This is a genomic window from Streptomyces sp. 3214.6 (assembly GCF_900129855.1).
In the GTDB taxonomy this organism is placed as follows: Bacteria; Actinomycetota; Actinomycetes; order Streptomycetales; family Streptomycetaceae; genus Streptomyces; species Streptomyces soliscabiei.
In genome coordinates this window covers 6,248,225-6,269,687 of record NZ_LT670819.1, presented here as the reverse complement: position 1 = coordinate 6,269,687, position 21,463 = coordinate 6,248,225, and the positions used below count along the sequence as shown (strand labels likewise).

At 71.5% G+C, this 21,463-nt stretch carries 16 protein-coding genes and 1 pseudogene; 6 read left to right on the top strand and 11 right to left on the bottom strand.

Annotation, left to right across the window (positions count from 1 at the left end; all coding sequences use genetic code 11):
• Positions 1–92 precede the first annotated feature (92 nt).
• The gene (locus B5557_RS28340; RefSeq protein ID WP_079662106.1) at positions 93–893 is read left to right on the top strand and encodes a sugar phosphate isomerase/epimerase family protein; all 801 of its coding nucleotides are present in this window, start codon (positions 93–95) and stop codon (positions 891–893) included.
• Positions 894–909: 16 nt separating this feature from the next.
• On the opposite strand, the gene B5557_RS28335 is transcribed toward B5557_RS28340, so the two are convergent.
• Genes B5557_RS28335 through B5557_RS28320 form a run of 4 tightly spaced genes read right to left on the bottom strand, consistent with a single transcriptional unit; the run spans position 910 to position 4,440 of the window.
• Entirely contained in the window at positions 910–1,494 is a 585-nt protein-coding gene (locus B5557_RS28335) for an RBBP9/YdeN family alpha/beta hydrolase (protein ID WP_079662105.1), read from the bottom strand.
• Positions 1,491–2,174, bottom strand: coding sequence for a GNAT family N-acetyltransferase (locus tag B5557_RS28330; protein ID WP_079662104.1), 684 nt, complete (start codon positions 2,172–2,174; stop codon positions 1,491–1,493). Before B5557_RS28330 ends, B5557_RS28335 begins: the two co-directional genes overlap by 4 nt.
• On the bottom strand, positions 2,171–3,445 hold the full coding sequence (aroA, locus tag B5557_RS28325; protein WP_079662103.1) for a 3-phosphoshikimate 1-carboxyvinyltransferase: 1,275 nt from the start codon (positions 3,443–3,445) through the stop codon (positions 2,171–2,173). The genes B5557_RS28330 and aroA overlap by 4 nt, the downstream gene beginning before the upstream one ends.
• A 5-nt stretch (positions 3,446–3,450) precedes the next feature.
• The gene (locus B5557_RS28320; RefSeq protein WP_079662102.1) at positions 3,451–4,440 is read right to left on the bottom strand and encodes an EamA family transporter; all 990 of its coding nucleotides are present in this window, start codon (positions 4,438–4,440) and stop codon (positions 3,451–3,453) included.
• 87 nt (positions 4,441–4,527) lie between these two features.
• Here B5557_RS28320 and B5557_RS28315 point away from each other — a divergent pair, with 87 nt between their 5' ends.
• From B5557_RS28315 to B5557_RS28295, 5 genes are all read left to right on the top strand, one after another.
• A complete protein-coding gene (locus tag B5557_RS28315; RefSeq protein ID WP_079662101.1) occupies positions 4,528–5,436 on the top strand; it encodes a LysR family transcriptional regulator in 909 nt (302 codons plus the stop codon).
• A gap of 335 nt (positions 5,437–5,771) precedes the next feature.
• Positions 5,772–7,592: a glycoside hydrolase family 3 protein gene (locus B5557_RS28310; protein WP_079662100.1), complete on the top strand. Its 1,821-nt coding sequence runs from the start codon at positions 5,772–5,774 to the stop codon at positions 7,590–7,592.
• 161 nt (positions 7,593–7,753) lie between these two features.
• The gene (locus tag B5557_RS28305) at positions 7,754–8,353 is read left to right on the top strand and encodes a hypothetical protein (protein ID WP_231976058.1); all 600 of its coding nucleotides are present in this window, start codon (positions 7,754–7,756) and stop codon (positions 8,351–8,353) included.
• Between the two features lie 82 nt (positions 8,354–8,435).
• Complete coding sequence (locus B5557_RS28300) at positions 8,436–8,762, top strand: CU044_2847 family protein (RefSeq protein WP_269460186.1); 327 nt, start codon at positions 8,436–8,438, stop codon at positions 8,760–8,762.
• Positions 8,735–12,937 (top strand): nSTAND1 domain-containing NTPase, encoded by a 4,203-nt coding sequence (locus tag B5557_RS28295; RefSeq protein ID WP_231976057.1) that lies wholly within the window; start codon positions 8,735–8,737, stop codon positions 12,935–12,937. Before B5557_RS28300 ends, B5557_RS28295 begins: the two co-directional genes overlap by 28 nt.
• Before the next feature lie 16 nt (positions 12,938–12,953).
• Here the strand turns inward: B5557_RS28295 and B5557_RS28290 are convergent, their stop codons facing one another.
• From B5557_RS28290 to B5557_RS28260, 7 genes and pseudogenes are all read right to left on the bottom strand, one after another.
• Positions 12,954–14,366 (bottom strand): S28 family serine protease, encoded by a 1,413-nt coding sequence (locus tag B5557_RS28290; RefSeq protein WP_079662097.1) that lies wholly within the window; start codon positions 14,364–14,366, stop codon positions 12,954–12,956.
• Between the two features lie 91 nt (positions 14,367–14,457).
• Positions 14,458–14,859 (bottom strand): hypothetical protein, encoded by a 402-nt coding sequence (locus B5557_RS28285; protein ID WP_079662096.1) that lies wholly within the window; start codon positions 14,857–14,859, stop codon positions 14,458–14,460.
• Between the two features lie 115 nt (positions 14,860–14,974).
• Positions 14,975–18,709: an ABC transporter ATP-binding protein gene (locus B5557_RS28280; RefSeq protein ID WP_079662095.1), complete on the bottom strand. Its 3,735-nt coding sequence runs from the start codon at positions 18,707–18,709 to the stop codon at positions 14,975–14,977.
• Positions 18,710–18,811: 102 nt separating this feature from the next.
• Positions 18,812–19,441, bottom strand: a pseudogene (locus B5557_RS28275) (esterase-like activity of phytase family protein); the annotation flags it as partial.
• 398 nt (positions 19,442–19,839) lie between these two features.
• Positions 19,840–20,778, bottom strand: coding sequence for a serine hydrolase (locus tag B5557_RS28270; RefSeq protein ID WP_079662093.1), 939 nt, complete (start codon positions 20,776–20,778; stop codon positions 19,840–19,842).
• A gap of 116 nt (positions 20,779–20,894) precedes the next feature.
• Positions 20,895–21,248: a hypothetical protein gene (locus B5557_RS28265; RefSeq protein WP_443031278.1), complete on the bottom strand. Its 354-nt coding sequence runs from the start codon at positions 21,246–21,248 to the stop codon at positions 20,895–20,897.
• Entirely contained in the window at positions 21,245–21,463 is a 219-nt protein-coding gene (locus B5557_RS28260; protein WP_099936832.1) for a hypothetical protein, read from the bottom strand. The genes B5557_RS28265 and B5557_RS28260 overlap by 4 nt, the downstream gene beginning before the upstream one ends.

The window sequence follows — 21,463 nt, the reverse complement described above, 5'->3', positions numbered from 1 at the left end:
ATCTCAGGATCGCGTGGTCAACACCGCACCGCAAATCAGCGATCTCCGGCCCCACTGGACCCGCACCCCCCACACGGGCGACAGTGGACAGCATGAAGTTCGCCTTCTCCACTCTCGGTGTTCCCGGCCTGGCCCTTTCCGAGGTGCTGCGGCTCGCGGTCGCGCATGGTTACCACGGCGTGGAGCTGCGCGCCCACCCGGAGGAACCGGTTCACCCGGGGCTGAGTCCGGACGAGCGGGACGACGTGGCCGCCGCCTTCAAAGCGGCGGGAGTGGAGGTGCTGGGGCTCGCGGGGTACGCCCGGGTCGCCGCGCCGAGGGACGACGAGCCGGTGATCGAGGAGATCCGGGCGCTCGTGGAGCTCGCCGCGGCGGTCGGTGCGCCCTTCGTCCGCGTCTTCCCCGGCGGCACCGACGAGCAGGCCCCCGGCGAGGCGGACGCCGTCGCCGCCCGGCGGCTCGGCACCGCCGCCGAGTACGCCGCCGACCTCGGCGTACGCATCCTGCTGGAGACCCACGACTCCCACCGCACCGGAGCGGACGCGATGCGCGTGCTCGGGCTGGTCGGGCATCGGCAGGTCGGTGCGCTGTGGGACGTCATGCACACCTGGCTGGGCGGCGAGCAGCCGCTGGAGACGTACGCGGCGCTCTCGCCGTATCTCGGGTACGTGCAGGTCAAGGACATCGCCTCGGCCGAGGACACCACCCCGCTGGCGCTCGGCGCCGGGGTGCTGCCGCTCGCCGAGTGCGTGGAGGTGCTGACGCGGCACGGCTGGGACGGCTGGCTGTGCTGGGAGTACGAGAAGCGGTGGTACGAGGCCGCCCAGCCGTTGCCGGAGCTGCTGGGCGGCGGACGCGAGCATCTCGGACGACTCCTCAACGACTCCGCGTGAGCGCAGCACCCACGAGCTACCGCAACCTGAACTTCGCCTCCCCGTCCGCGCACCACTCCAGCACCGAGGGCCAGGGGCCGTAGCCCGCGTCCAGGTCGAGGTGGGCTGCGCCGGGGAGGAGTTCGGCGGTGAGGCCCAGCGGGTCGCCGTAGACCGTCTGGGCGCCTTCCGGGCAGTACGGGTCGTCGTCGCCGGCGACGAGCCGGGTGGGGGTGGGGAGTTCGAGGGCGTCGAGCGGCGGGGGCACGAACTCCGCGACCTCGGGGTAGCCGGCGAGCACCGGGCCGGACGGCGGAGCCACCAGCAGGACGCGGTCCACGTCGCCGACCCCCGGTGTCTTCCGCGCGACGGCGTGCAGCCAGAGGGGGACGGAAAGGCTGTGGGCGACCACCACACGGTCGTCGGCGTCCGGCAACTCCCTTAGCCGCCGCTCCAGTTCGCCCAGCCACTGCGGTAGGCCGGGGTCGTCCGGGTCGGGCAGCTGCGGGTAGACGACGTCGTGGCCGAGTTCGGTGAGGCGGTCGGCGAGCCAGTGCTGCCAGTGGTCCTCGGGGCGGTGGTTCTGCCAGCCGTGGAGGATGAGGAAGGAACGTGTGGTCATGACCCCACTGCTTTCGGTGCCTGCTGTGCCTGCTGTGCCTGCTGTACTTGCTGTACTTGCCGTGCTTTCGACGCCACCCGTTCCTCCAGCCGTGCCCGGCGCTCGGGCCATTCGTCCGCCGTGATCGAGAAGATCGCGGAGTCGCGGAGGCGGCCGTCCTCGCCCGGGGCCCAGGAGTGGAACCAGTTGCGCAGGACGCCCTCGAAGCGCGCGCCGACGCTCTCTATGGCCGCCCGGGAGCGGGTGTTGCGGGCGTCCGTCTTGAGGTCGACGCGGGAGACGCCCCACGTGTCGAAGGCGTGCCGGAACAGCAGGAGCTTGGCGTTCGCGTTCACACCCGTGCCCTGGGCGGAGGCGGCGAGCCAGGTGAAGCCGATCTCGACGGCGTCGAGACGGTCGTCGGAGCGCCAGCGGCGCGGCTCGCAGTAGCCCGTGGTGCCGACCACGCGGCCGGAGGCGAGGGAGATCTGCGCGTAGGGCACGATCCGCCCGGCCGCCGCCGCGGCCAGCTTGTCGTCGACGTAGCGGACGATCCCGTCGGCCGTGGGGACCTGCGTGTAGCCGTACGTCTCCCGGTTCTCCTCTGCCGCCGCCGCCAGTTCGGCCGTGTGCCGCCGCTCCAGCGGCTCCAGGCGGACCAGTGTGCCCTCGAGGACCGGCCCCCGCAGTGTGAACGTCACCCGATCAAGTCCTTCCTCAGCTCCGCGAACGCCTCGTGGAAACCGGGGAAAGTCTTACGGACACAGCCGGGGTCGTCGAACGAGATTCCGGGGACACGCAGACCGGTCACCGCGAAGGACATGACGATGCGGTGGTCGCCGTAGGTCTTGATGTCGGCGCCCGTGGGAGAGCCGTCCGTAGGAGAGCCCCCCGTGGGAGAGCCGTCCGCGGCGGGGCGGATCTCGATCCAGTCGTCGCCCGTGGCCACCTCCACGCCCAGCCGCCGCAGGTTCTCCGCGCAGGCCTCCAGCCGGTCGCACTCCTTGACGCGCGTGTTCGCCACGTCCTCGATGCGTACGGGTCCGGAGGCGAACGGGGCGATCGCGGCGAGGGTGGGCATGGTGTCGGAGATGTCCCGCATGTTGACGGTGACGCCGTTGAGTTCACCGGTCCCGGCCACGGTCGTACGGTCGGCGCCGACGTCCACCCGGGCGCCCATCCGCCGCAGGACGTCCACGAAGCCCAGGTCGCCCTGGAGCGCGCCCGCGCCGAGGCCCGGCACGGTCACCTCGCCGCCGGTCACCGCGGCCGCCGCGAAGAAGTAGCTCGCGGTCGACGCGTCGGGCTCGATGGCGTAGGTCGTGGCCCGGTAGCCGCCCGGCGGGACGACGTATGTGTTCCCCTCGCGGCCCACCTCCGCCCCGAACGCCCGCATCATCGCGATCGTGATCTCGACGTACGGGACCGAGACCAGGTCGGTGACCGTGATGCGCAGGCCGGTGCGGGTGAGCGGGCCGAGCAGGAGGAGGGCGGTCAGGTACTGGGAGGACTGGCCGGCGTCCAGCACCACCTCGCCGCCCTCGACTCCGGCCGCCCGCACGGTCAGCGGGTGGTGGCCCTCCGCCGCCTCGTGCCGCAGGTCCACGCCCAGGTCGCGCAGGGCGCGGGTGAGCGGGAGGAGGGGTCGGCGGCGCATCTGCGGGGAGGCGTCGAAGCGGTAGGTGCCGTGGCCGGCGGCGGCGAGGGTCGGCAGGAAGCGGGCCGTGGTCGCGCCGTCCCGGCAGTAGACGTCGGCCTCGGCGAGCGCCGGCCCCTGCGGGCGGCCGTCGACCTGCCAGGCGCCCGGGGTCCGTCCGACGCGGTAGCCGAGCCGCGTCAGGCCCTCGGCGAACCCCTCGGTGTCGTCGGACCGGAGGGGGCGCTGGAGGGTGGTGACGCCGTCGGCGGCCGCGGCCAGGAACAGGGCGCGGGCGGTGATGGACTTGGAACCGGGGATGTCGACGAGGGCCATGCCCCTCATGATCCCGCGCCGGTGCGCCCCGCTGCCGGTACGTCCACGGGATGGACGACGGTCGGGGCGGTGTCCCGTGGGTGAACAGACGGGGGAACGGCCGGGGGAACAGGCAAGCGAACCGCCGGGGGAACAGCCCTCTTCGCCGGCGCCAGTGCCGTCAGTGCGACCCCGCCCACCAGCAGCGCGGCCGCGCACCAGCGCAGCCCGCTCACCGACTCGTCGAGGAACAGCGCGGCGGACGTCATGCCGAAGACGGGCACGAGGAGGGAGAAGGGGGCCACCGTGGACGCCGGGTGGCGGTGCAGCAGCCGGCCCCAGGCGCCGAAGCCGAAGACCGTGGTGACCCAGGCGACGTAGACGACCGTTCCGACGCCCTGCCAGTCGAGCCCGCGCAGTGCGGCCAGGTCCCTGGACGGGCCCTCCGTGAGGAGGGAGAGGGTGAGCAGCGGCAGCACCGGGACCGTGCTCACCCAGACCATGAAGTTCAGGGAGTCCGGCGGGGACGCCTTGCGGGTCAGGACGTTGGACACGCCCCAGCAGGCCGCCGCCGCGATGACGAGCGCGAACGCGCCGAGCGGACCCGAGGCGCCCTCGTCGACGGCCGCCACCGCGATGCCGGCGAGGGCCACGGCCATGCCCAGCACCCGGACCGGGGTGGGGCGTTCGCCGAGTACGGCGAAGGCGATGACGGCGGTGAAGACGGACTGTATCTGCAGGACCAGGGAGGACAGTCCGGCCGGCATGCCCGCGTCCATGCCGACGAACAGCAGCCCGAACTTGGCCACGCCCAGCACCAGGCCCACCGCCACGATCCACTTCCAGGCCACCTTCGGGCGGCCCACGAAGAACACCGCGGGCAGCGCCGCCGTGAGGAAGCGCAGCGCCGAGAAGAGCAGCGGCGGGAAGTGGTCGAGGCCGATCTCGACGACGGTGAAGTTCACGCCCCAGACGGCGGCGACGAGAACGGCGAGAAGGACGTGGGCGGGTCGCATACGTCGAGGATCACTGGTGCGGACCGTGAAGCACCAGCGATGATTACTGCATGGTTGGATGAAGCGACACTACCGATTGGACCTGCGGTGCTTGATCTCCAACGCCTCCGCGCCCTGCACGCCGTCTCCGTCCACGGCACGGTCGGCGCCGCGGCCGCCGCCCTCGGCTACACCCCGTCGGCGGTCTCCCAGCAGATCGCCAAGCTGGAACGGGAGACCCGGACGGTGCTGCTGGAGCGGGAGGGGCGCGGTATCCGGCTCACCGACGAGGCGCTCCAACTCGCCGCCACGGCAAAGGAGTTGCTGGCGATCGTGGAGCGTGCGGAGACCGAGCTGGAGGAGCGGCGCGGGGTGCCGGCCGGGCGGCTGACCCTGGTGGCGTTCCCCTCGGCGGCCCGCGGCCTGCTGCCGTCCGTCCTCGCCGAACTGGCCCGCGCGCACCCCGCCCTCGACGCCCGGCTCAGCGAGGTCGACCCGCACCTGTCGGTGGACCTGGTCGCGAAGGGCGCGGTGGACCTCGCCGTCGCCCACGACTGGGACATCGCCCCGCTGCCGGCCCCGGCGGGCGTCGAGCAGGCCGTGATCGGGGACGACCTGTGCGACCTGCTGGTCCCCGAGAATCACCCCTTCGCGGGGCGTACGGCGGTACGGCGGGAGGAGTTGGGCGGTGAGCGCTGGATCTGCCAGCCGCCCGGCCGGGTCTGCAACGACTGGCTGATGCGCACCCTGCGCGCGGCCGGGCACGAGCCGGACGTCGTCCACACCGCCGAGGAGAACCCCACCCTCGTCGCCCTGGTCGCCGCCGGCCTCGGCGTCGCCCTCATCCCCCGGCTCGGGCGCGGCCCGCTGCCGCCCGGGGTGGTGGAGGTGCCGCTCGACCCGATTCCCGTACGGCGGCTGTACGCGTTGTGGCGCACGGGCGCGGCGCGGCGGCCGGCGATCGCGGAGACGGTGCGGGTGCTGCGCGAGCAGTGGCCGCGGGTGTCGGCCCACTGAGTCCCGGAAGTCCGCTCACGTCCCGCCCGTACCGACTTCCGGAAATCCGGGTGTGAGCGGGAACCCTGTCCGAGGCCCGCTCGTCCAACTCGCAGGCTGTCGGATGAGTCACCTCGGTGCGGTGTCGGCCCTCGCCACTGGCTGCGATCGCTGACCCACCCTCTCCGCCGCACCGCGAACCGGCAGTCGAGCCGTCATCGGCGCGCCCCCCCTCCAATGCGCCGATGGCGGCGCCGCTCCAGGTAGCGTGCGCCACCGGACCCCTACCCGGACCCCCACCCGGACCCCCTCCCGGACCCCCCCTCCCGGCCTTCGGCCTCCGGTAAGGAACGCACATGCCCTCCCGACGCACCGTGCTCGCCGCCACCGCAGGTGTCACCACCGCCTTCACCACCGCCTTCACCGCCGCCTTCACCGCCGCCTTCACCGTCGGCGCGGCGGCGTCCGCGAGCGACCGTGACCCGAGCGCCCTCCTCGCCGGGATGACGCTGGAGGAGAAGGTCGGCCAGGTCTTCGTCTCGCGGGTGTACGGCCACTCGGCTACCGCCCCCGACCAGGCCGACGTCGACGCCAACCGCACCGAACTGGGCGTACGCACCGCCGCCGAGCTGCTGGCCCGCTACCGGCTCGGCGGGATCATCTACTTCACGTGGGCGCACAACATCCGTGACCCGCGGCAGCTCGCGGAGCTCTCCGACGGCATCCAGCGGGCCTCGCTCGGGCAGCCGCGCGGTCTGCCGGTGCTGATCTCCACCGACCAGGAGCACGGCGCCGTCTGCCGGGTGGGCAGGCCCGCCACCCTCTTCCCGGGCGCGATGGCGATCGGGGCCGGCGGCTCGCGCGCCGACGCCCGCACGCTCGGGCGGCTCTCGGGCCGCGAGCTGCGGGCGATGGGCATCCGGCAGGACTACTCCCCCGTCGCCGACGTCAACGTCAACCCGGCCAACCCGGTCATCGGCGTGCGTTCCTTCGGCGCCGACCCGGACGCGGTGGCCGCGCTGGTCGCGGCGGAGATCGAGGGCTACCGGTCGGCGGGGGTGGCGGCGACCGCCAAGCACTTCCCCGGGCACGGGGACACGGCCGTCGACAGCCACACCGGCTTCCCCGTCATCACCCATACGCGCAAGGTGTGGGAGACGCTGGACGCGGTGCCCTTCCGGGCGGCGATCGCGGCCGACGTCGACTCCCTCATGACCGCCCACATCCTGGTCCCCTCCCTCGACCCCTCCGGCGACCCCGCCACCCTGTCCCGTCCCATCGTCACCGGCCTCCTGCGCGAGAAGCTCGGTTACGACGGGGTCGTGGTCACCGACGCGCTCGACATGGCGGGCGTGCGCACGAAGTACGGCGACGACCGGGTGCCCGTGCTCGCCCTCAAGGCGGGCGTCGACCAGCTCCTCAACCCGCCCAGGCTGGACGTGGCCTTCAACGCCGTCCTGAAGGCCGTCCAGGACGGGGAACTCACCGAGCGGCGGCTCGACGAGTCGGTCCTGCGGATCCTGCGGCTGAAGGCCCGGCTGGGGCTCTTCGACGAGCCGTACGTCGACCCGGCCGAGGTCGGACGGACGGTCGGCACGCGGGCGCACCTCGCCGCGGCCGACGGGATGGCGGAGCGGACGACGACACTGCTGGCCAACGAGGGGCAGGTGCTGCCCCTGTCCCCCCGCACCCACCCCCGCGTCCTGGTCGTCGGCGCCGACCCGGCCTCCCCCACCGGCACCACGGGCCCGCCCACCGGCGTTCTGGCCGCCGCCCTCACCGAACTGGGCTTCACAGCGACGGCCCTGTCCACGGGCACGGCCCCGCCGCCCGAGACGATCGCCCAGGCGGTCACGGCGGCGGGTACGGCCGACGCCGTGGTGGTGACGACGTACAACGTGACGGCGGACGGCGGGCAGCGCACGCTGGTGGAACAACTGGCGGCGACCGGGCGTCCGGTGATCGGCCTGGCGATCCGCAACCCGTACGACGTGGCTCAACTCCCCTCCGTGAAGGCCTACTTGGCGGCCTACTCCTGGACCGACGTCGAACTGCGGGCCGCCGCCCGGGTGATCGCCGGAGCGGTCGCGCCGCGCGGGAAGCTGCCGGTGCCCGTGCGGCGGGCGGACGATCCGACGCAGGTGCTGTACCCGATCGGGCACGGCCTGACGTACTAGACGTACGCCGACCGCCGAGCGTGCGCCCCGCACCACGCGCAAAGCCCTCCATGCGGCTGGCGTGCGCCCGGCGTCGCGGGTCACGCTGGTCAGGCCCTGTCCGCCGGGGCGGGTGGGGGATGCCGATGCGCGGGAGCCAATCCGTGGGGGTGGCGTGCTGGATGCTGACCGCCGCCCTCGCCCTGACGGGTTGCCAGATCCTGTCTTCGGACGACGGGGCTGTGGACCGTGCGCCGACGACAGCACGAACGCCTCCCTCCTCGCTGGCCCCCGTCTCCGGCTTCGGGCCGCTCTTCCTCGCCGTCGGCGAGTGCAGCTCCTTCGGGACGACCAGCTTCACCGAGGTGCCGTGCGGCGGGGAACGGGCGGCGGCGCGGGTCGTCGCCCGGCACGACGGGACGGCCGCCGAGGGCCCGCCCTGCCCGCCGACCACGGACTTCGTCCTCCACATCGGCGAACAGCCCGCCGAGACCGGCACCGGCTCCATCCTGCCGGGCTACGCCTGTATGCGCACCCTCCAGCCGCCCCACCCCGGCGACCCGGGCGCCGGCGGCGGCCCCCGCACGATCGTCGGCGACTGCGTGTACGGCGCGGGCCAGGGCCGGGTCCGCGAGACGGCCTGCGACGGCTCGGGCACGCGAAGCCCCCAGTACAAGGTGACGAAGGCGGTACCGACCCGCGCGAACTGCCCACCGTCCACGGCCCTGTACGTCCAACTCGGCGGAGCCCCGAACCCGGTGGGGTGCGCCCGACCGGTGTGACATGCGCCCCCGTCGGGACGCCGCCTCCCCCGTACAGCCCACCCGGCATGCGGCATATGCCAGTGCCGAGGAGGCTGGTGGCATGGTGACTCCTCTGACCCGGATTCCGCTGGACGGCGGCGGCTCCGTTCTGGTCGAGCAGCCGGCCGCCGCGTGGGACGGGCCGGTGAAGGCCGGCCGGGTCGGCGACGCGGTGCGCGAGCTGCCGGTGACCCTGCAAGGGGCGCTGGAGCCGATCACTCAGGCCGCCCGAGCCACCCTCGACCAGTTGCGCAAGGCGCGCCCCGACGAGATCACCGTCGAGTTCGGCATCGATCTCGCGGTGGAGGCGGGGGCCGTAATCACCAAGAACCAGGCCGGTTGCCATCTGAAGGTGACCATGTGCTGGAAGAGCGACGGTTCCGCGTGAGCGCCGCGGAGAACCGGACGCCGGACGGTCCGCCGGGGGGCGGGATCGCATCCGATCTGCTGACCGCCGTCGCCCGGATCCTCGGGCCGGACGGGTCGGTGGCCGGGGCGGGGTTCCTGGTGGCCGACGGGATCCTGGTCACCTGCGCGCATGTCGTCGAGGCCGCCGGCGGCGGACCGGGGGCCGCGGCCCTGCTGTCGTTTCCCCATCTGGAGGCAGCGGGACGCGTCGAGGGTGACGTCCCGGTCGACCTGTGGCGTGCCGCCGAGGCCGGGGACGTGGCGTTCATCCGGCTGAGGGACGGTATGCCGGCCGGGGCGCGGCCGGTGCCGCTGGGCTCGGCGGAGGGACACCGGGGCCATGGGGTGCACTCGTACGGGTTCCCGGCGCAGGCCCCGCCGGAAGGCCACTTCGGCTACGCCGTGACCGGCGGCCTGCTGCCGGGCACGGACGGCAGGGGCCCGCACCTGCAACTGACCGCCGCGAACGACCTCACCACCGGCTTCAGCGGCGGGCCCGTCCTGGACGAGGTGAGCGGCCTGGTCATCGGCATGCTCACGGAGATCACCGCGCCGGACGAGTTCGAGCGGGGGCAGGGCATCGCGTACGTCACGCCGACCCAGGTCCTCCGCGAGATCCTGCCGGAACTGACCGAGCAGGACGTGTGCCCGTACCGGGGCCTCGAGCCGTTCACCGCGGAGCACGCCCGCTGGTTCCAGGGCCGGGCGGAGGCGGTACGGCAGGTCGTGACGAACCTCGCCCGGCAACGCCGGCTGACCCTGCTGCTGGGGCCGTCGGGGTCGGGCAAGTCATCGCTGATCCAGGCGGGGGTGCTGCGGGCGCTGGCGGAGGGGGAGGTGGCGGGGAGTGATCGGTGGCTGCCTGTTCTCACCCGGCCGAGGCAGGACATGCTGGCGGAGATCGAGCGGGCGGGGCTGCCGGGGGCGAGCGAGGACGGGATCGTGGCGGCGGTCAACCGCAGACTGGCGGCCGAGGCCTCCTACCAGCGCGTCCTGCTGGTCATCGACCAGTTCGAGGAGCTCCTCGTCCAGACCGGCAACGGCCGGCTGCGAGAGCTCCTGGCCGTCATCGACGAGGTCACCTCGGCCGCCGACGCGTACACCAAGATCACCGTGATCCTGATCATGCGGGACGACTTCTATCCTCAACTGGCGGCCCTGGCACCTCGGTTGCTGGACGCCGCGATGCCGGGACTCCTGAACGTGCCGGGCACCCTGAGCCAGCAGGACCTGCACGACATCATCGTCCTGCCCGCCCTGGACGTGGGGCTCCGCTTCCAGCCGGGACTGCCCGAGCGGATCATCGGCGACGTCCTGGACATCACGCCCGAAGCGGCCGTCACCCGTGAGGCGCCTGTCACCGTGCTGCCCCTGCTGGAGATGACGCTCAGCCAGCTGTGGCAGCGGCGGCAGGACGGATACCTGACCCACGAGGCGTACCGGCGCATCGGGGCGGTCAGCGGAAGCGTGACGACGTGGTGCGACAGCGCCCTGAGCGAACTGTCCACAGAGCAACGGGCCATCGCCCGGCGGACGCTGACCTCCCTGGTGCACCCAGCCGACCCCAGCCACCACATCACGGCCGTCCGCACACAGGTCCCCCTCGACGAACTGCGCGACCTGGCGGCCGACCCGAGCGACACGTCCGACGGGGAGAACGCGGCCGTCGACGACGTCATCGCCATGCTGGCGCGTCATCGCATCATCACCACCCAGACGCTTCGGGCGCCGCAACACCCCGGCGCTCCTCCCGGGGAACCGGTCGCCGAGCTGATCCACGAGGCTCTCATCCGCGACTGGGGCGCACTGCGCGAATGGGTCGACCAGGACCACCGCTTCCAGGAGTGGCTCGAACACATCCGCGAGCGGCAGGCCCGGTGGTCCACGGAGAAGGATCCCGGGGACCTGCTCAGCGGGACGGCACTCGCGGAGGGACTGGAATGGTCACGGCGACGCCATCTGCCGTCCGACATCGCGGAGTTCCTCACGGCCAGCCGACAGCGGCAACGGGCCGTGATCCGAAGGAGCAGGCGACTGAACGCGGTGCTCGGGGGGCTGCTGGTGCTGGCGTTGCTGGCGGTGGGGGGTGCGGTGTGGCAGTGGCGGTCGGTGAACGAGGCGCGGCAGGCGGCATTGTCCCGGCAGCTGGCGGCGCAGTCCAACGAGGTCAGCGGCACGAACTCCGATCTCGCGTCGCTGCTGGCGATCCAGGCATATCGCAGCGATCACACCGCCGCGGCCGTGGAAGACCTGCGGACCATGGCCGCGCTTCTGTCGACGCATCGGCGCCTGTCGGGGCACACCCGCGATGTGTACCGGGTGGCGTTCAGCCCAGACGGCCGCACCCTCGCCAGTGCCGGCGCGGACAAAACCGTACGGCTGTGGGATGTGGGCACCGGCAAGCTCCGCCGCATCCTCAAAGGACACTCCGGCAAGGTGTGGTCCGTGGCCTTCAGCCCCGACGGCCGCACGATCGCCACCTCAAGCGACGACAGGACGATCCGACTCTGGAACGCCGACACCGGCAGACCCGGCGCCGTCCTCAACAAGCACACCGCCGCCGTCAACGCGGTCGCCTTCAGCCCCGACGGCCACACCATCGCCACCGCAAGCGACGACAAGACGATCCGACTCTGGAACGCCGACACCGGCAGACCCGGCGCCGTCCTCAACAAGCACACCGCCGCCGTCAACGCGGTCGCCTTCAGCCCCGACGGCCACACCATCGCCACCGCAAGCGACGACACGACGGCGATTCTGTGGAACGCGGAAACCCACAAGCCACGCAAGGTGCTCAGAAAACACACTGCGCAGGTGGTCGCGGTGGCCTTCAGCCCCAACGGCCGCACTATCGCCACCGTCGGATTCGACTCCGTCACTCAGCTCTGGGACGCGACCGGCAAACCCCGCATCGCTCTCAGCGGATACGGCGAACAGGTCGTCGGGGTTGCCTTCAGCCCGGACAACCGCACCCTGGCCACCGTCGGCCTCGAACGCCCGGTACGGCTGTGGGACGTGGCCACCGGGACGCCCCGGAACGCCCTCAACGGCGCCACCGACAGCGTCTTTGCGGTGGCCTTCAGCCCCAATGGCCGCATCCTCGCCACAGCCGGCCGTGACACGGTCGTACGCCTTTGGGACACGAACGTCGCCCGGCCCGGGCCCATCCTCTCCGGGCACACCGGCGCGGTGAGAGGGGTGGCCTTCAGCCCCGACGGCCATACCATCGCCACCGCAAGCGACGACACGACCGTGCGCCTGTGGAACGCCAGCACCGGCACGTATCGCCGCACCCTCAAAGGACACTCCGCCGCGGTGGAAGCGGTCGCCTTCAGCCCCGACGGCCATACCATCGCCACCGCAAGCGACGACACGACCGTGCGCCTGTGGAACGCCAGCACCGGCACGTATCGCCGCACCCTCAAAGGACACTCCGCCGCGGTGGAAGCGGTCGCCTTCAGCCCCGACGGCCACACCATCGCCACCGCAAGCGACGACACGACCGTGCGCCTGTGGAACGCGGACACAGGTGCCTACCGCCGCACTCTCCAGGGGCACACCGACACCGTGTACGGAGTCGCTTTCAGCCCCGACGGCCGCACCATCGCCACCGCGAGCGCCGACAAGACCGCTCGCCTGTGGAACGCGAAGACCGGCAAGCCACGTACCGTCCTCAAGGGACACATCGACGAGGTGAACGCGGTGGCCTTCAGCCCCGACAGCGACACCGTCGCCACCGCAAGCGACGACAAGACAGCGTGGTTGTGGGACGTGGACACCGGAACGCCACGCGCCACCCTCGAAGGGCACACCGCCGAAGTCTTCGGGGTCGCCTTCAGCAGCGACGGCCGCCTCATCGCCACCGCCAGCACCGATTTCACCGCCCGTGTGTGGGACGCGCACACCGGCAGGACCCGCGCCCCGCTCAACGGCCACGCCGACTGGGTGAACGCGGTGGCGTTCAGCCCCGACGGCCACACCGTCGCCACCGCAAGCGACGACAAGACGGCGCGTCTGTGGGACGCGGACACCGCCGCCAAACCCTCCGAGGCCATCCAGAGGATCTGCCGAGTCGTCCACCGCGATCTCACCCCACAGGAACGCGCCGCCTACCTCCCCAACGAGTCAGTGGGTCCGGTCTGCCCCACTCACTGAGGTCACGTCACTGAGGTCACGGACGAAGCGCCGGCTCCCGTTCCACGTCCCGGACGTCCAGCTTTGCGTCGAACTTCGCGAGGGGCTTGGCCTGGGACACGGCCGACGGTGCGACGCCTGCCCAGTCCAGGATTCGGGACGTCGCCAGGGACTTCTGGTCCGCGACCAGGGCCGCCACGTTCGCGCCGTGGTTCAGGCCGGGGGCCGTGAAGACGTAGGAGTCCTTCGCGCCCTTGCCCAGGCGGAAGCGTTCCGCGCCCCACGGGTCGTTCTGGCCGTAGACGAAGAGCATGTGGTGGGCGTTGTGCCGGACCCAGGTGTCGACGTCACGCATCGCCCACGGCTGGAACTTCATGGGGATCGAGCGCGGCACGAAGTTCCGCGGGGGCTGGTAGCCGTAGCGGATGTACTGCTTCTCGATGTGCGGGAAGTGGATGGTGGGGGCGCCCAGTTGGGTGCCCGCCTGGTAGTAGTAGGGGGTGTAAGTCTCCAGGCCCTGGTCGGTGTAGGCGGAGAAGCCGGAGATCGTGTCGACCGACGTCCAGATCTCGTCGTCCGTCGCCGTCGCCGCGTTCGCGGGGATCGTGTCGCAGTCGGACAGCAGGCTGTACTGCCAGAAGCCCCAGACGTAGTCCAGGACGACGGCCTCGTAGGCGCGGTCCAGGGTGCCGATGGTGGTGAACGTGTAGCCGTTCTCCGCCGCGTACGCCGCGTACTTCTTCTCCAGCGGCTCCCGGCGCACCAGCGCCTCGCGCTGCACGCCGTTCAGACGGTCGCGGCACTCCTTGGTGCCGACGCCGGCGAAGAAGCGGTCGTACGCCGAGTCCTCGTCGTTGACGACGTCGTTGGGGGCCACATAGGCCACCACGCCGTCCATGTCCTTGGGGTAGAAGCGCTCGTAGTACGTCGCCGTCATGCCGCCCTTGGAGCCGCCGGTGGAGATCCAGTTCTTGCTGTAGATCTTCTTCAGCGCCCGGAAGATGCGGTGCTGGTCGCTCGCCGCCTGCCAGATGTCCAGCTTGGACCAGTCGGCCGGGTCGGGGCGGGAGGGATTGAAGAAGCGGTACTCCATGGAGACCTGGTTGCCGTCCACGATCTGGGTGGGCTCGCGGCGGCCGGGGGTGGTGGAGACGTTGTAGCCGCCGGTGTAGAAGACGGTGGGGCGGCTGACGTCCTTGTGCAGCACCGTGATCCGCTGCTGGAAAACGCCCTTGGACGGGTGCCGGTGGTCGACCGGCTGGGTGTAGTTCAGGACGAAGTAGCGGTAGCCGGGATACGGCTTCTCCTGGATCAGGCTCATGCCGGGGATCGAGAGAAGCCGGTCCTTGATGTCGGCCGGCTCCGGCTCCGCGGCGGTGGCCGCGCCCGCCGTGCTCAACGTGCCTATGAGCACGGTGAGCGCCAGCAGCCATCTGAGCGCCTTGCGCATGCGCGTGCACCCTCCCTGTGAGACAGATGTGCGTCGCCGGAAACTATCGTCGACAACACCCGTCACACCAGAGGGACTTGATGGATCAACGTCAGCAGAGGAGCCAGCCCGAGCTGTATCTGCCGGCCCCCACCGCACCCGTCACCCGCACACACCGGTGTCCCGCGTAGACGGTCACGGAGGGGGAGGTACGGGTGTGCTTCCAGGACTTGGTGACGGCGACATGGCCGCGCGCCTGCACGCTCACCGACATCAGCCGCACCGTGCCGGGGTGCTTCTGGACGGTGACGGCGCAGAGCAGGTTGTTGTTCCTGTAGACCAGCACCGAGCCGGTGGAGAACGACAGGGTGCGCACCTTGTGGCCCGCGCAGGTCGTGGACGGCGCCGCCTGGGCGCTCCCCGGCGCCACGACGGCCAGCAGTACGCCCGCGATCAGCACGGCCAGTCCCACCCCCAGCCGCCGCGCCGCCGCACTCCTCGCACCTTTGCCCACGGTCCCCGTCCCCTCCCACGTTCGCCGTACGCGACGGCCGCGTCCCCCCGGCCTCACTCGCGATTGCCGTACAGATGTACGGACGCAGGACGTGTGTCGGATGGTTGCACGGTCGTCACCGGGACGCGCCCACCGGCTCCTCGGGCTCGACCTCGCCGACGAAGGTCCGCCACAGGCGGGCGTAGCGCCCGTCCAGGGCGAGCAGCTCGTCGTGGGTGCCGTCCTCCACGACCTGGCCGTGGTCCATGACCACGACGCGGTCCGCGCGGGCTGCGGTGGTCAGGCGGTGGGCCACCACCAGGGTCGTACGGCGGCCTGCGAGACGGTCCGTGGCCTGATTGACCTGGGCTTCCGTCGCCAGGTCCAGGGCGGCCGTGGCCTCGTCGAGGAGCAGGACGTCCGGGTCGACGAGTTCCGCGCGGGCCAGCGCGATCAGCTGACGCTGACCGGCGGAGAGGTTGCGGCCGCGCTCGGCGACCTCGTGCAGATAGCCGCCGTCGAGCGTCGCGATCATCTCGTGCGCGCCGACCGCCCGCGCCGCCGCCTCCACCTCGGCGTCCGTGGCCTCGGGCCGACCGTAGGCGATGGCGTCACGGACGGTGCCGGGGAAGAGATACGCCTCCTGCGGTACGACGCCCAGACGATGGCGGTACGACGTGAGGTCGAGCGAACGCAGATCCGTGCCGTCGACCGTGACCCGGCCGCCGGTGGGGTCGTAGAACCGGGCCACCAGCTTGACGAGGGTCGACTTGCCGGCGCCGGTCTCGCCGACGAACGCGACCGTCTGGCCCGCGGGGATGCTCAACTCGATCCCGGTCAGGGCCTCTTCCTCATCGCCGTACTTGAAGTGCACGTCCTCGAAGGCGATCTCGCCGCGCAGCGAGAGGACGTCGAGCGGTTCGTCGGCGGACTTCGTGGACGTCGGCTCCTGGAGCAGCTCCTGGATGCGGCCCAGGGAGACGGTCGCCTGCTGGTAGCCGTCGAAGACCTGGGAGAGCTGCTGGACCGGCGCGAAGAAAAGGTCGATGTACAGCAGATACGCCACCAGGGCGCCGGTCGTCAGCGTCGCCGCCTCGATCCGGCCCGCGCCCGCGATCAGCACCGCCGCCGCCGCGACCGACGACAGCAGCTGCACGAACGGGAAGTAGACCGAGATCAGCCACTGGCCCCTGATACGGGCCTGGCGGTAGCTGTCGCTGCGCTCCGCGAACCGCGCCCCGCCGTCCCGCTCGCGCCGGAAGGCCTGCACGATCCTGAGCCCGGACACCGACTCCTGGAGGTCGGCGTTGACCGACGACACCCGCTCGCGGGCGAGCTCGTACGCCTTCACGCTCGCCCGGCGGAAGAAGAAGGTGGCGATGACCAGCGGCGGGAGCGTCGCGAAGACGACCAGCGCGAGCTGTACGTCGATCACCAGCAGCGCGACCATGATGCCGAAGAAGGTGACGACCGAGACGAAGGCGGTGACCAGCCCCGTCTGCAGGAACGTGGACAGGGCGTCGACGTCGGTCGTCATCCGGGTCATGATCCGGCCGGTCAACTCCCGCTCGTAGTAGTCGAGTCCGAGCCGCTGCAGCTGGGCGAAGATCTTCAGGCGGAGGGTGTACAGAACGCGTTCGCCGGTGCGGCCGGTCATCCGGATCTCACCGGTCTGCGCGAACCACTGCACCAGCACGGCGAGCAGCGCCAGCAGCGAGGCGGCCCAGACGGCGCCCAGCGCCATCCTCGTCACCCCCTGGTCGATGCCGTGCCGGATCATCACCGGCAGCAGCAGGCTCATCCCGGCGTCGACGGCGACCAGGCCGAGGCTGACCAGCAGCGGCGCGCCGAAGCCGCGCAGCAGCCTGCGCAGGCCGTACGACTCCTCCGGCTGGACGGCCCGCCCCTCGTCGATGCCGGGGGTGTCGACGGCTGGGGGCAGCGCCTCCACCTGGGCGAGGAGTTCGGGAGTGGCGGGCATCCCGGACAGGGCGGTGTCCTTCGGCTCGCGGTCGCCGGTCCACAGCCGGGGCGTCACACCGCGCTCGGCGTCGAACTCGGCGTCCAGCTCGTCGCGGACGGAGGTGTCCTCGCCGGGCGCGACCGGCTGGGCGTGCCCGGGCGACACGCCGCCGAGGCCGTCGGGGTCGGTGAGCAGGCGGCGGTAGAGCGCGGAGCGTTCCTGGAGTTCCTCGTGGGTGCCGAGGTCGGCGAGGCGTCCCGCGTCGAGGACGGCGATGCGGTCGGCGAGGTTGAGGGTGGAGCGGCGGTGGGCGATGAGGAGGGTCGTGCGGCCCTGCATGACCTGCCTGAGCGCCTCGTGGATCTCGTGCTCGACGGCAGCGTCCACGGCGGAGGTGGCGTCGTCGAGGACCAGCAGGCGCGGGTCGGTGAGGATCGCGCGGGCGAGGGCGACGCGCTGGCGCTGGCCGCCGGAGAGGGTGAGGCCGTGCTCGCCGACCGTCGTGTCGTAGCCGTCGGGCAGTTCGGCGATGAACCGGTCGGCCTGGGCGGCGCGGGCGGCGGCCTCGATCTCGTCCTGGGTGGCGTCGGGACGGCCGTAGGCGATGTTGGCGCGGACCGTGTCGGAGAAGAGGAAGGAGTCCTCAGGGACCAGGCCGATCGCGGCCCGCAGGGAGTCCTGGGTGAGCTCGCGGACGTCGTGGCCGCCGACGAGGACGGCGCCCCGGGTGACGTCGTAGAAGCGGGGCAGGAGGAGGGAGACCGTCGATTTCCCGGAGCCGGAGGAGCCGACGACCGCGAGGGTCTCGCCGGGGCGGATCTCGAAGGTGAGACCGTCGAGGACGGGGCGGTCGGGGTCGTAGCCGAAGGAGACGTCGTCGAACTCGACGGTGGCGGGGGCGTCGGCGGGGAGTTCCTTGGCGCCGTCCGTCATCGACGGCTCGGTGTCGATCAGCTCCAGGACGCGTTCGGTGCCCGCGCGGGCCTGCTGGCCCACCGTGAGGACCATGGCGAGCATCCGGACCGGGCCGACGAGCTGGGCGAGGTAGGTGGAGAACGCGACGAACGTGCCGAGGGTGATGTGCCCGCGCACGGCCAGCCAGCCGCCCAGCGCCAGCATCGCGACCTGGCCGAGCGCGGGGACTGCCTGGAGGGCCGGGGTGTACGCGCTGTTGAGTCGGATGGTGCGCAGCCGGCCCGCGAAGAGCCGGCGGCCGACCTCGCGCAGTTTGCCCGTCTCCTGGTCCTCCTGCCCGAAGCCCTTCACCACGCGGACGCCGCTGACGGCGCCGTCGACCACGCCCGCGACCGCCGCCGCCTGCGCCTGTGCGTACCAGGTCGCCGGGTGCAGCTTGGTGCGGCTGCGCTTGGCGATGTATGCCAGCGCGGGCGCCACGGCGAGGGCGACCAGGGTCAGCGGCAGCGACAGCCACGCCATGATCACCAGGGAGATCAGGAAGAGGAGCAGGTTCCCGATCGTCATCGGGAGCATGAACAGCAGGCCCTGGATCAGCTGGAGGTCGCTGGTGGCGCGGCCCACGACCTGCCCGGTGGACAGCTCGTCCTGGCGGCGGCCGTCGAGCCGGGTGATCGTCTCGAACATCTCGGTCCGCAGGTCGTGCTGGACGTCGAGGGCGAGCCGGCCGCCGTAGTAGCGGCGGATGTAGGTGAGGACGTAGACGAGGAGCGCGGCGCCGAGGAGGGCTCCCGCCCAGGGGGCCATGTCACGGCTGTGATCGCCGATGACGTCGTCGATGATCACCTTGGTGACCAGCGGGACCAGGGCCATGACGGCCATGCCGGCCAGGGAGGAGCCGAGCGCGAGAACGACGTCCGTCGGGTGACGCCATGCGTAGCCTGCCAGGCGGCGTGCCCAGCCTCGCGATGTCTCCCCCTGCTGCGCTGCCACGCGGATGCCTTCCTTCCGACTTCGAACAGAGCTGATCTTCCGGAAGGCACCAACGCCGAACGGGGCGGATTTCATCCCGCCGCAACAAAACGGGGGCGTCGGTCAGACGCGTACACGCAGGTCGTAGAAGCGGGTCGTCTGTGCCGCGTTCTGGTTGTCGTCGCTGACCAGGAGCACCCTGAGGCGGTTCTTGGCGTGGCCCGTGATCACCATGCCCTCGATGTTGTCCAGCAGGGGGTTCGGCTGGGGCTGCTTGGCGGTCGCTCCCAGTGACGGGCAGGTCACCAGGTCCGTCAGCAGGGTCTTCTTGACCAGGCGTACGCCGTCCTGGCCGGTGAGGTTCCCGACGCCGCTCGTGTCCGTCGCGTGGCGCGGGTCGGCCAGGTAGAGGCGGACCGTGTTGCCGACGCCGGCGGTGAAGCCGCGCTCCAGGACCAGCAGGCGCCCGTCGGGGGTGGCCTGGACCTCGGGGACGCCGAGGCCGGAGTCCGTGCGGTACGCGTACTGGGCGCCGCGCTCGAAGCGGCCGCCCTTGGTCCGGTTCCAGGTCTGGAAGCGGACGATGCCCGCGCTGTCCCCGGCTATCGCGTACTCCATGGAGGCGAGGAGCGTGCGGCCGCCGGGCAGGAGGGTCAGGCCCTCGAAGGTCTGGTTGGACGTGGCGCGGCCGGCGGGCGCGACGAGCAGCGACGACGGCACCGGGAGACGGTCCAGGATCCGGCCGTCGCGGCTTTGACTTGCTCCTCGGGCTGAAGCCCGAGGATTCTGGCCTTCCCTGACTGGTTGCTGTGCCGCTACGCGGCACGGGGTTCGGTCGGGAATCCGTGGCTTCCTGTTTCTTCGCGCTGTGCCGGGATCGCTCCCGGTCTTACCGGCGCTCCGCAGGCCGACACCGCCAGTCCGGCGGCCGTCTTCACGTTGGTTGATGGCCGTGTTCGTGGCAGGGGCGGCGTGGGCAGGCCCGGCGGCGGTCAGAGCGGTGGCCGCCGCCAGGCCGGCGGTGAGGGCGGCGAGTACGGTTCGCAGGCGCATTGCCGTCACCGTAGAACGGGCCGGTGACGCGGAGGCGGCCGCCGCGTAAAGCGTCGGCCTGTCGAAGGCCGAAGGCCGACGGTCGACGGCGGAGAGCGTCAGCCGCTCGAAGGCACCGCCGGGATCGCCTCCTGGGGCCTGTCCGTCGGCACGTACCGCTGGATGGTCGCACTGTTCGCGGTCGTCGTCGGCACCAGGTCCTTGTGGATGGCCTTGGCCACGTTCTGGATGGTGGTGACGCCGTAGCTCATGGTGCTGTTGCCGTGGGTGAGCACGGTGATCATGTAGTCGTGGCCGCCGCCATTGAACGTGCCGACGCTGTGCACGCGCCAACCGTGCGTGGAGCGCTGCAGCCAGCCGTTCTTGACGTGCACCGTCACGGTCGAGGGCGCCCCGGCCGGCGTACCCCAGCGCTGCGAGGAGATGACCTGGTTCATCAGCTTGAGGATGTACGCGCGGGAGTTGTCGCTCAGCACGGTGTTCTTGGCGGTGATCAGCTTGAGCAGCTTCTGCTCGTCGGTGACGTTGATCTGGGTCAGGCCCCAGTAGCCGTTCGCGCCCGGCACGGTCCGAGTCATGCCGGCGGCGGTGAGGAAGCCCTTGATCTTCGTCATGCCGAGCTGCTTCCACAGGGTCGTGGTCGCGTTGTTGTCCGACTGCGTGATCATGGCCTTGGCGAGCGTGGTCTCCCTGGTGGTCAGGTAGCGGTTGTGCTTCTTGGCGTCCCACAGCAGCGCGGAGAGGACGGTGACCTTGACGACGCTCGCGGAGTCGTAGGCCGAAGTCGCGCGCAGGGTGCACGTGGTGTTGGTGGTGCGGTCGTAGAGGCCGACCGCGACGGTGCCCGCGCGGTTCGCCAGCGCCGCGGTGATGTCCTTCTGCAACTTGGCGGCCAGGCCCGCTCGTGCGGAGGTACAGCTGACCGTCGGGGCGGCGGCGGCCGCGGCGGGTGCGGCGGCGGCCACGCCGGTTATGAGGACGCCGGCGGTGAGCCCGGCGCCGAGCAGTCTTCTGCTTCTTGTGGTCCGGTGAGTCATGCCTCGTTGACACACACAGGTGAACGAAGGTTGTACTCACGTTCTGGAGAGTGCGTTTGTAACAGCACAGAGCCACGGACATGACTGAGCCTCAATCCGCCGCGTGAATCGTGACTTCAGGACCCCGGTACGGGGATGTCGTCGCCGTCGGTCTCGTCGCGTACACCGGAATCGTCGTACTCGGGCGAGGCAAGGCGGGCTCCCCTGCTCTCCGCGATGCGGTGGACATCCCGCAGCGCCTCGGCCATGCGGGCGACCAGGAAATGCAACTGCGCGGAAGTGGCCTTGCGATCGGCGAGCATGTCGGCGGCGTGGTCGAGGAGTTCGCACGCCATGCCGAGCTGCACGAACTCGACCGTGTCGGCGAACCGGGAGAGACGCCCGATCCCGTCACCGACGAGATAACACGGCTTGCCCTCCGGACCGACCCATGGCAACAGCCGCAACCCTCCGTCCTGACTCCCGATCACGCGGTCACCTCCACACCGTGGATGCCACGCGGGCCGATGCCGTGGCGCTCGTGGGCGACGAGGTAGGGGCGGACCATCGCGTTGTCCTCGGCGCACGAGCAGGTGGGGCAGGCGCACAGGGGCGCCGTCGCGGTGACCGCGCGGCGACGGCGCCCGGTTCCCGGAAGGAGAAGTCGCAGCAGCGGTTCGAAGAGCCGGGCGATACGGTGACGCAT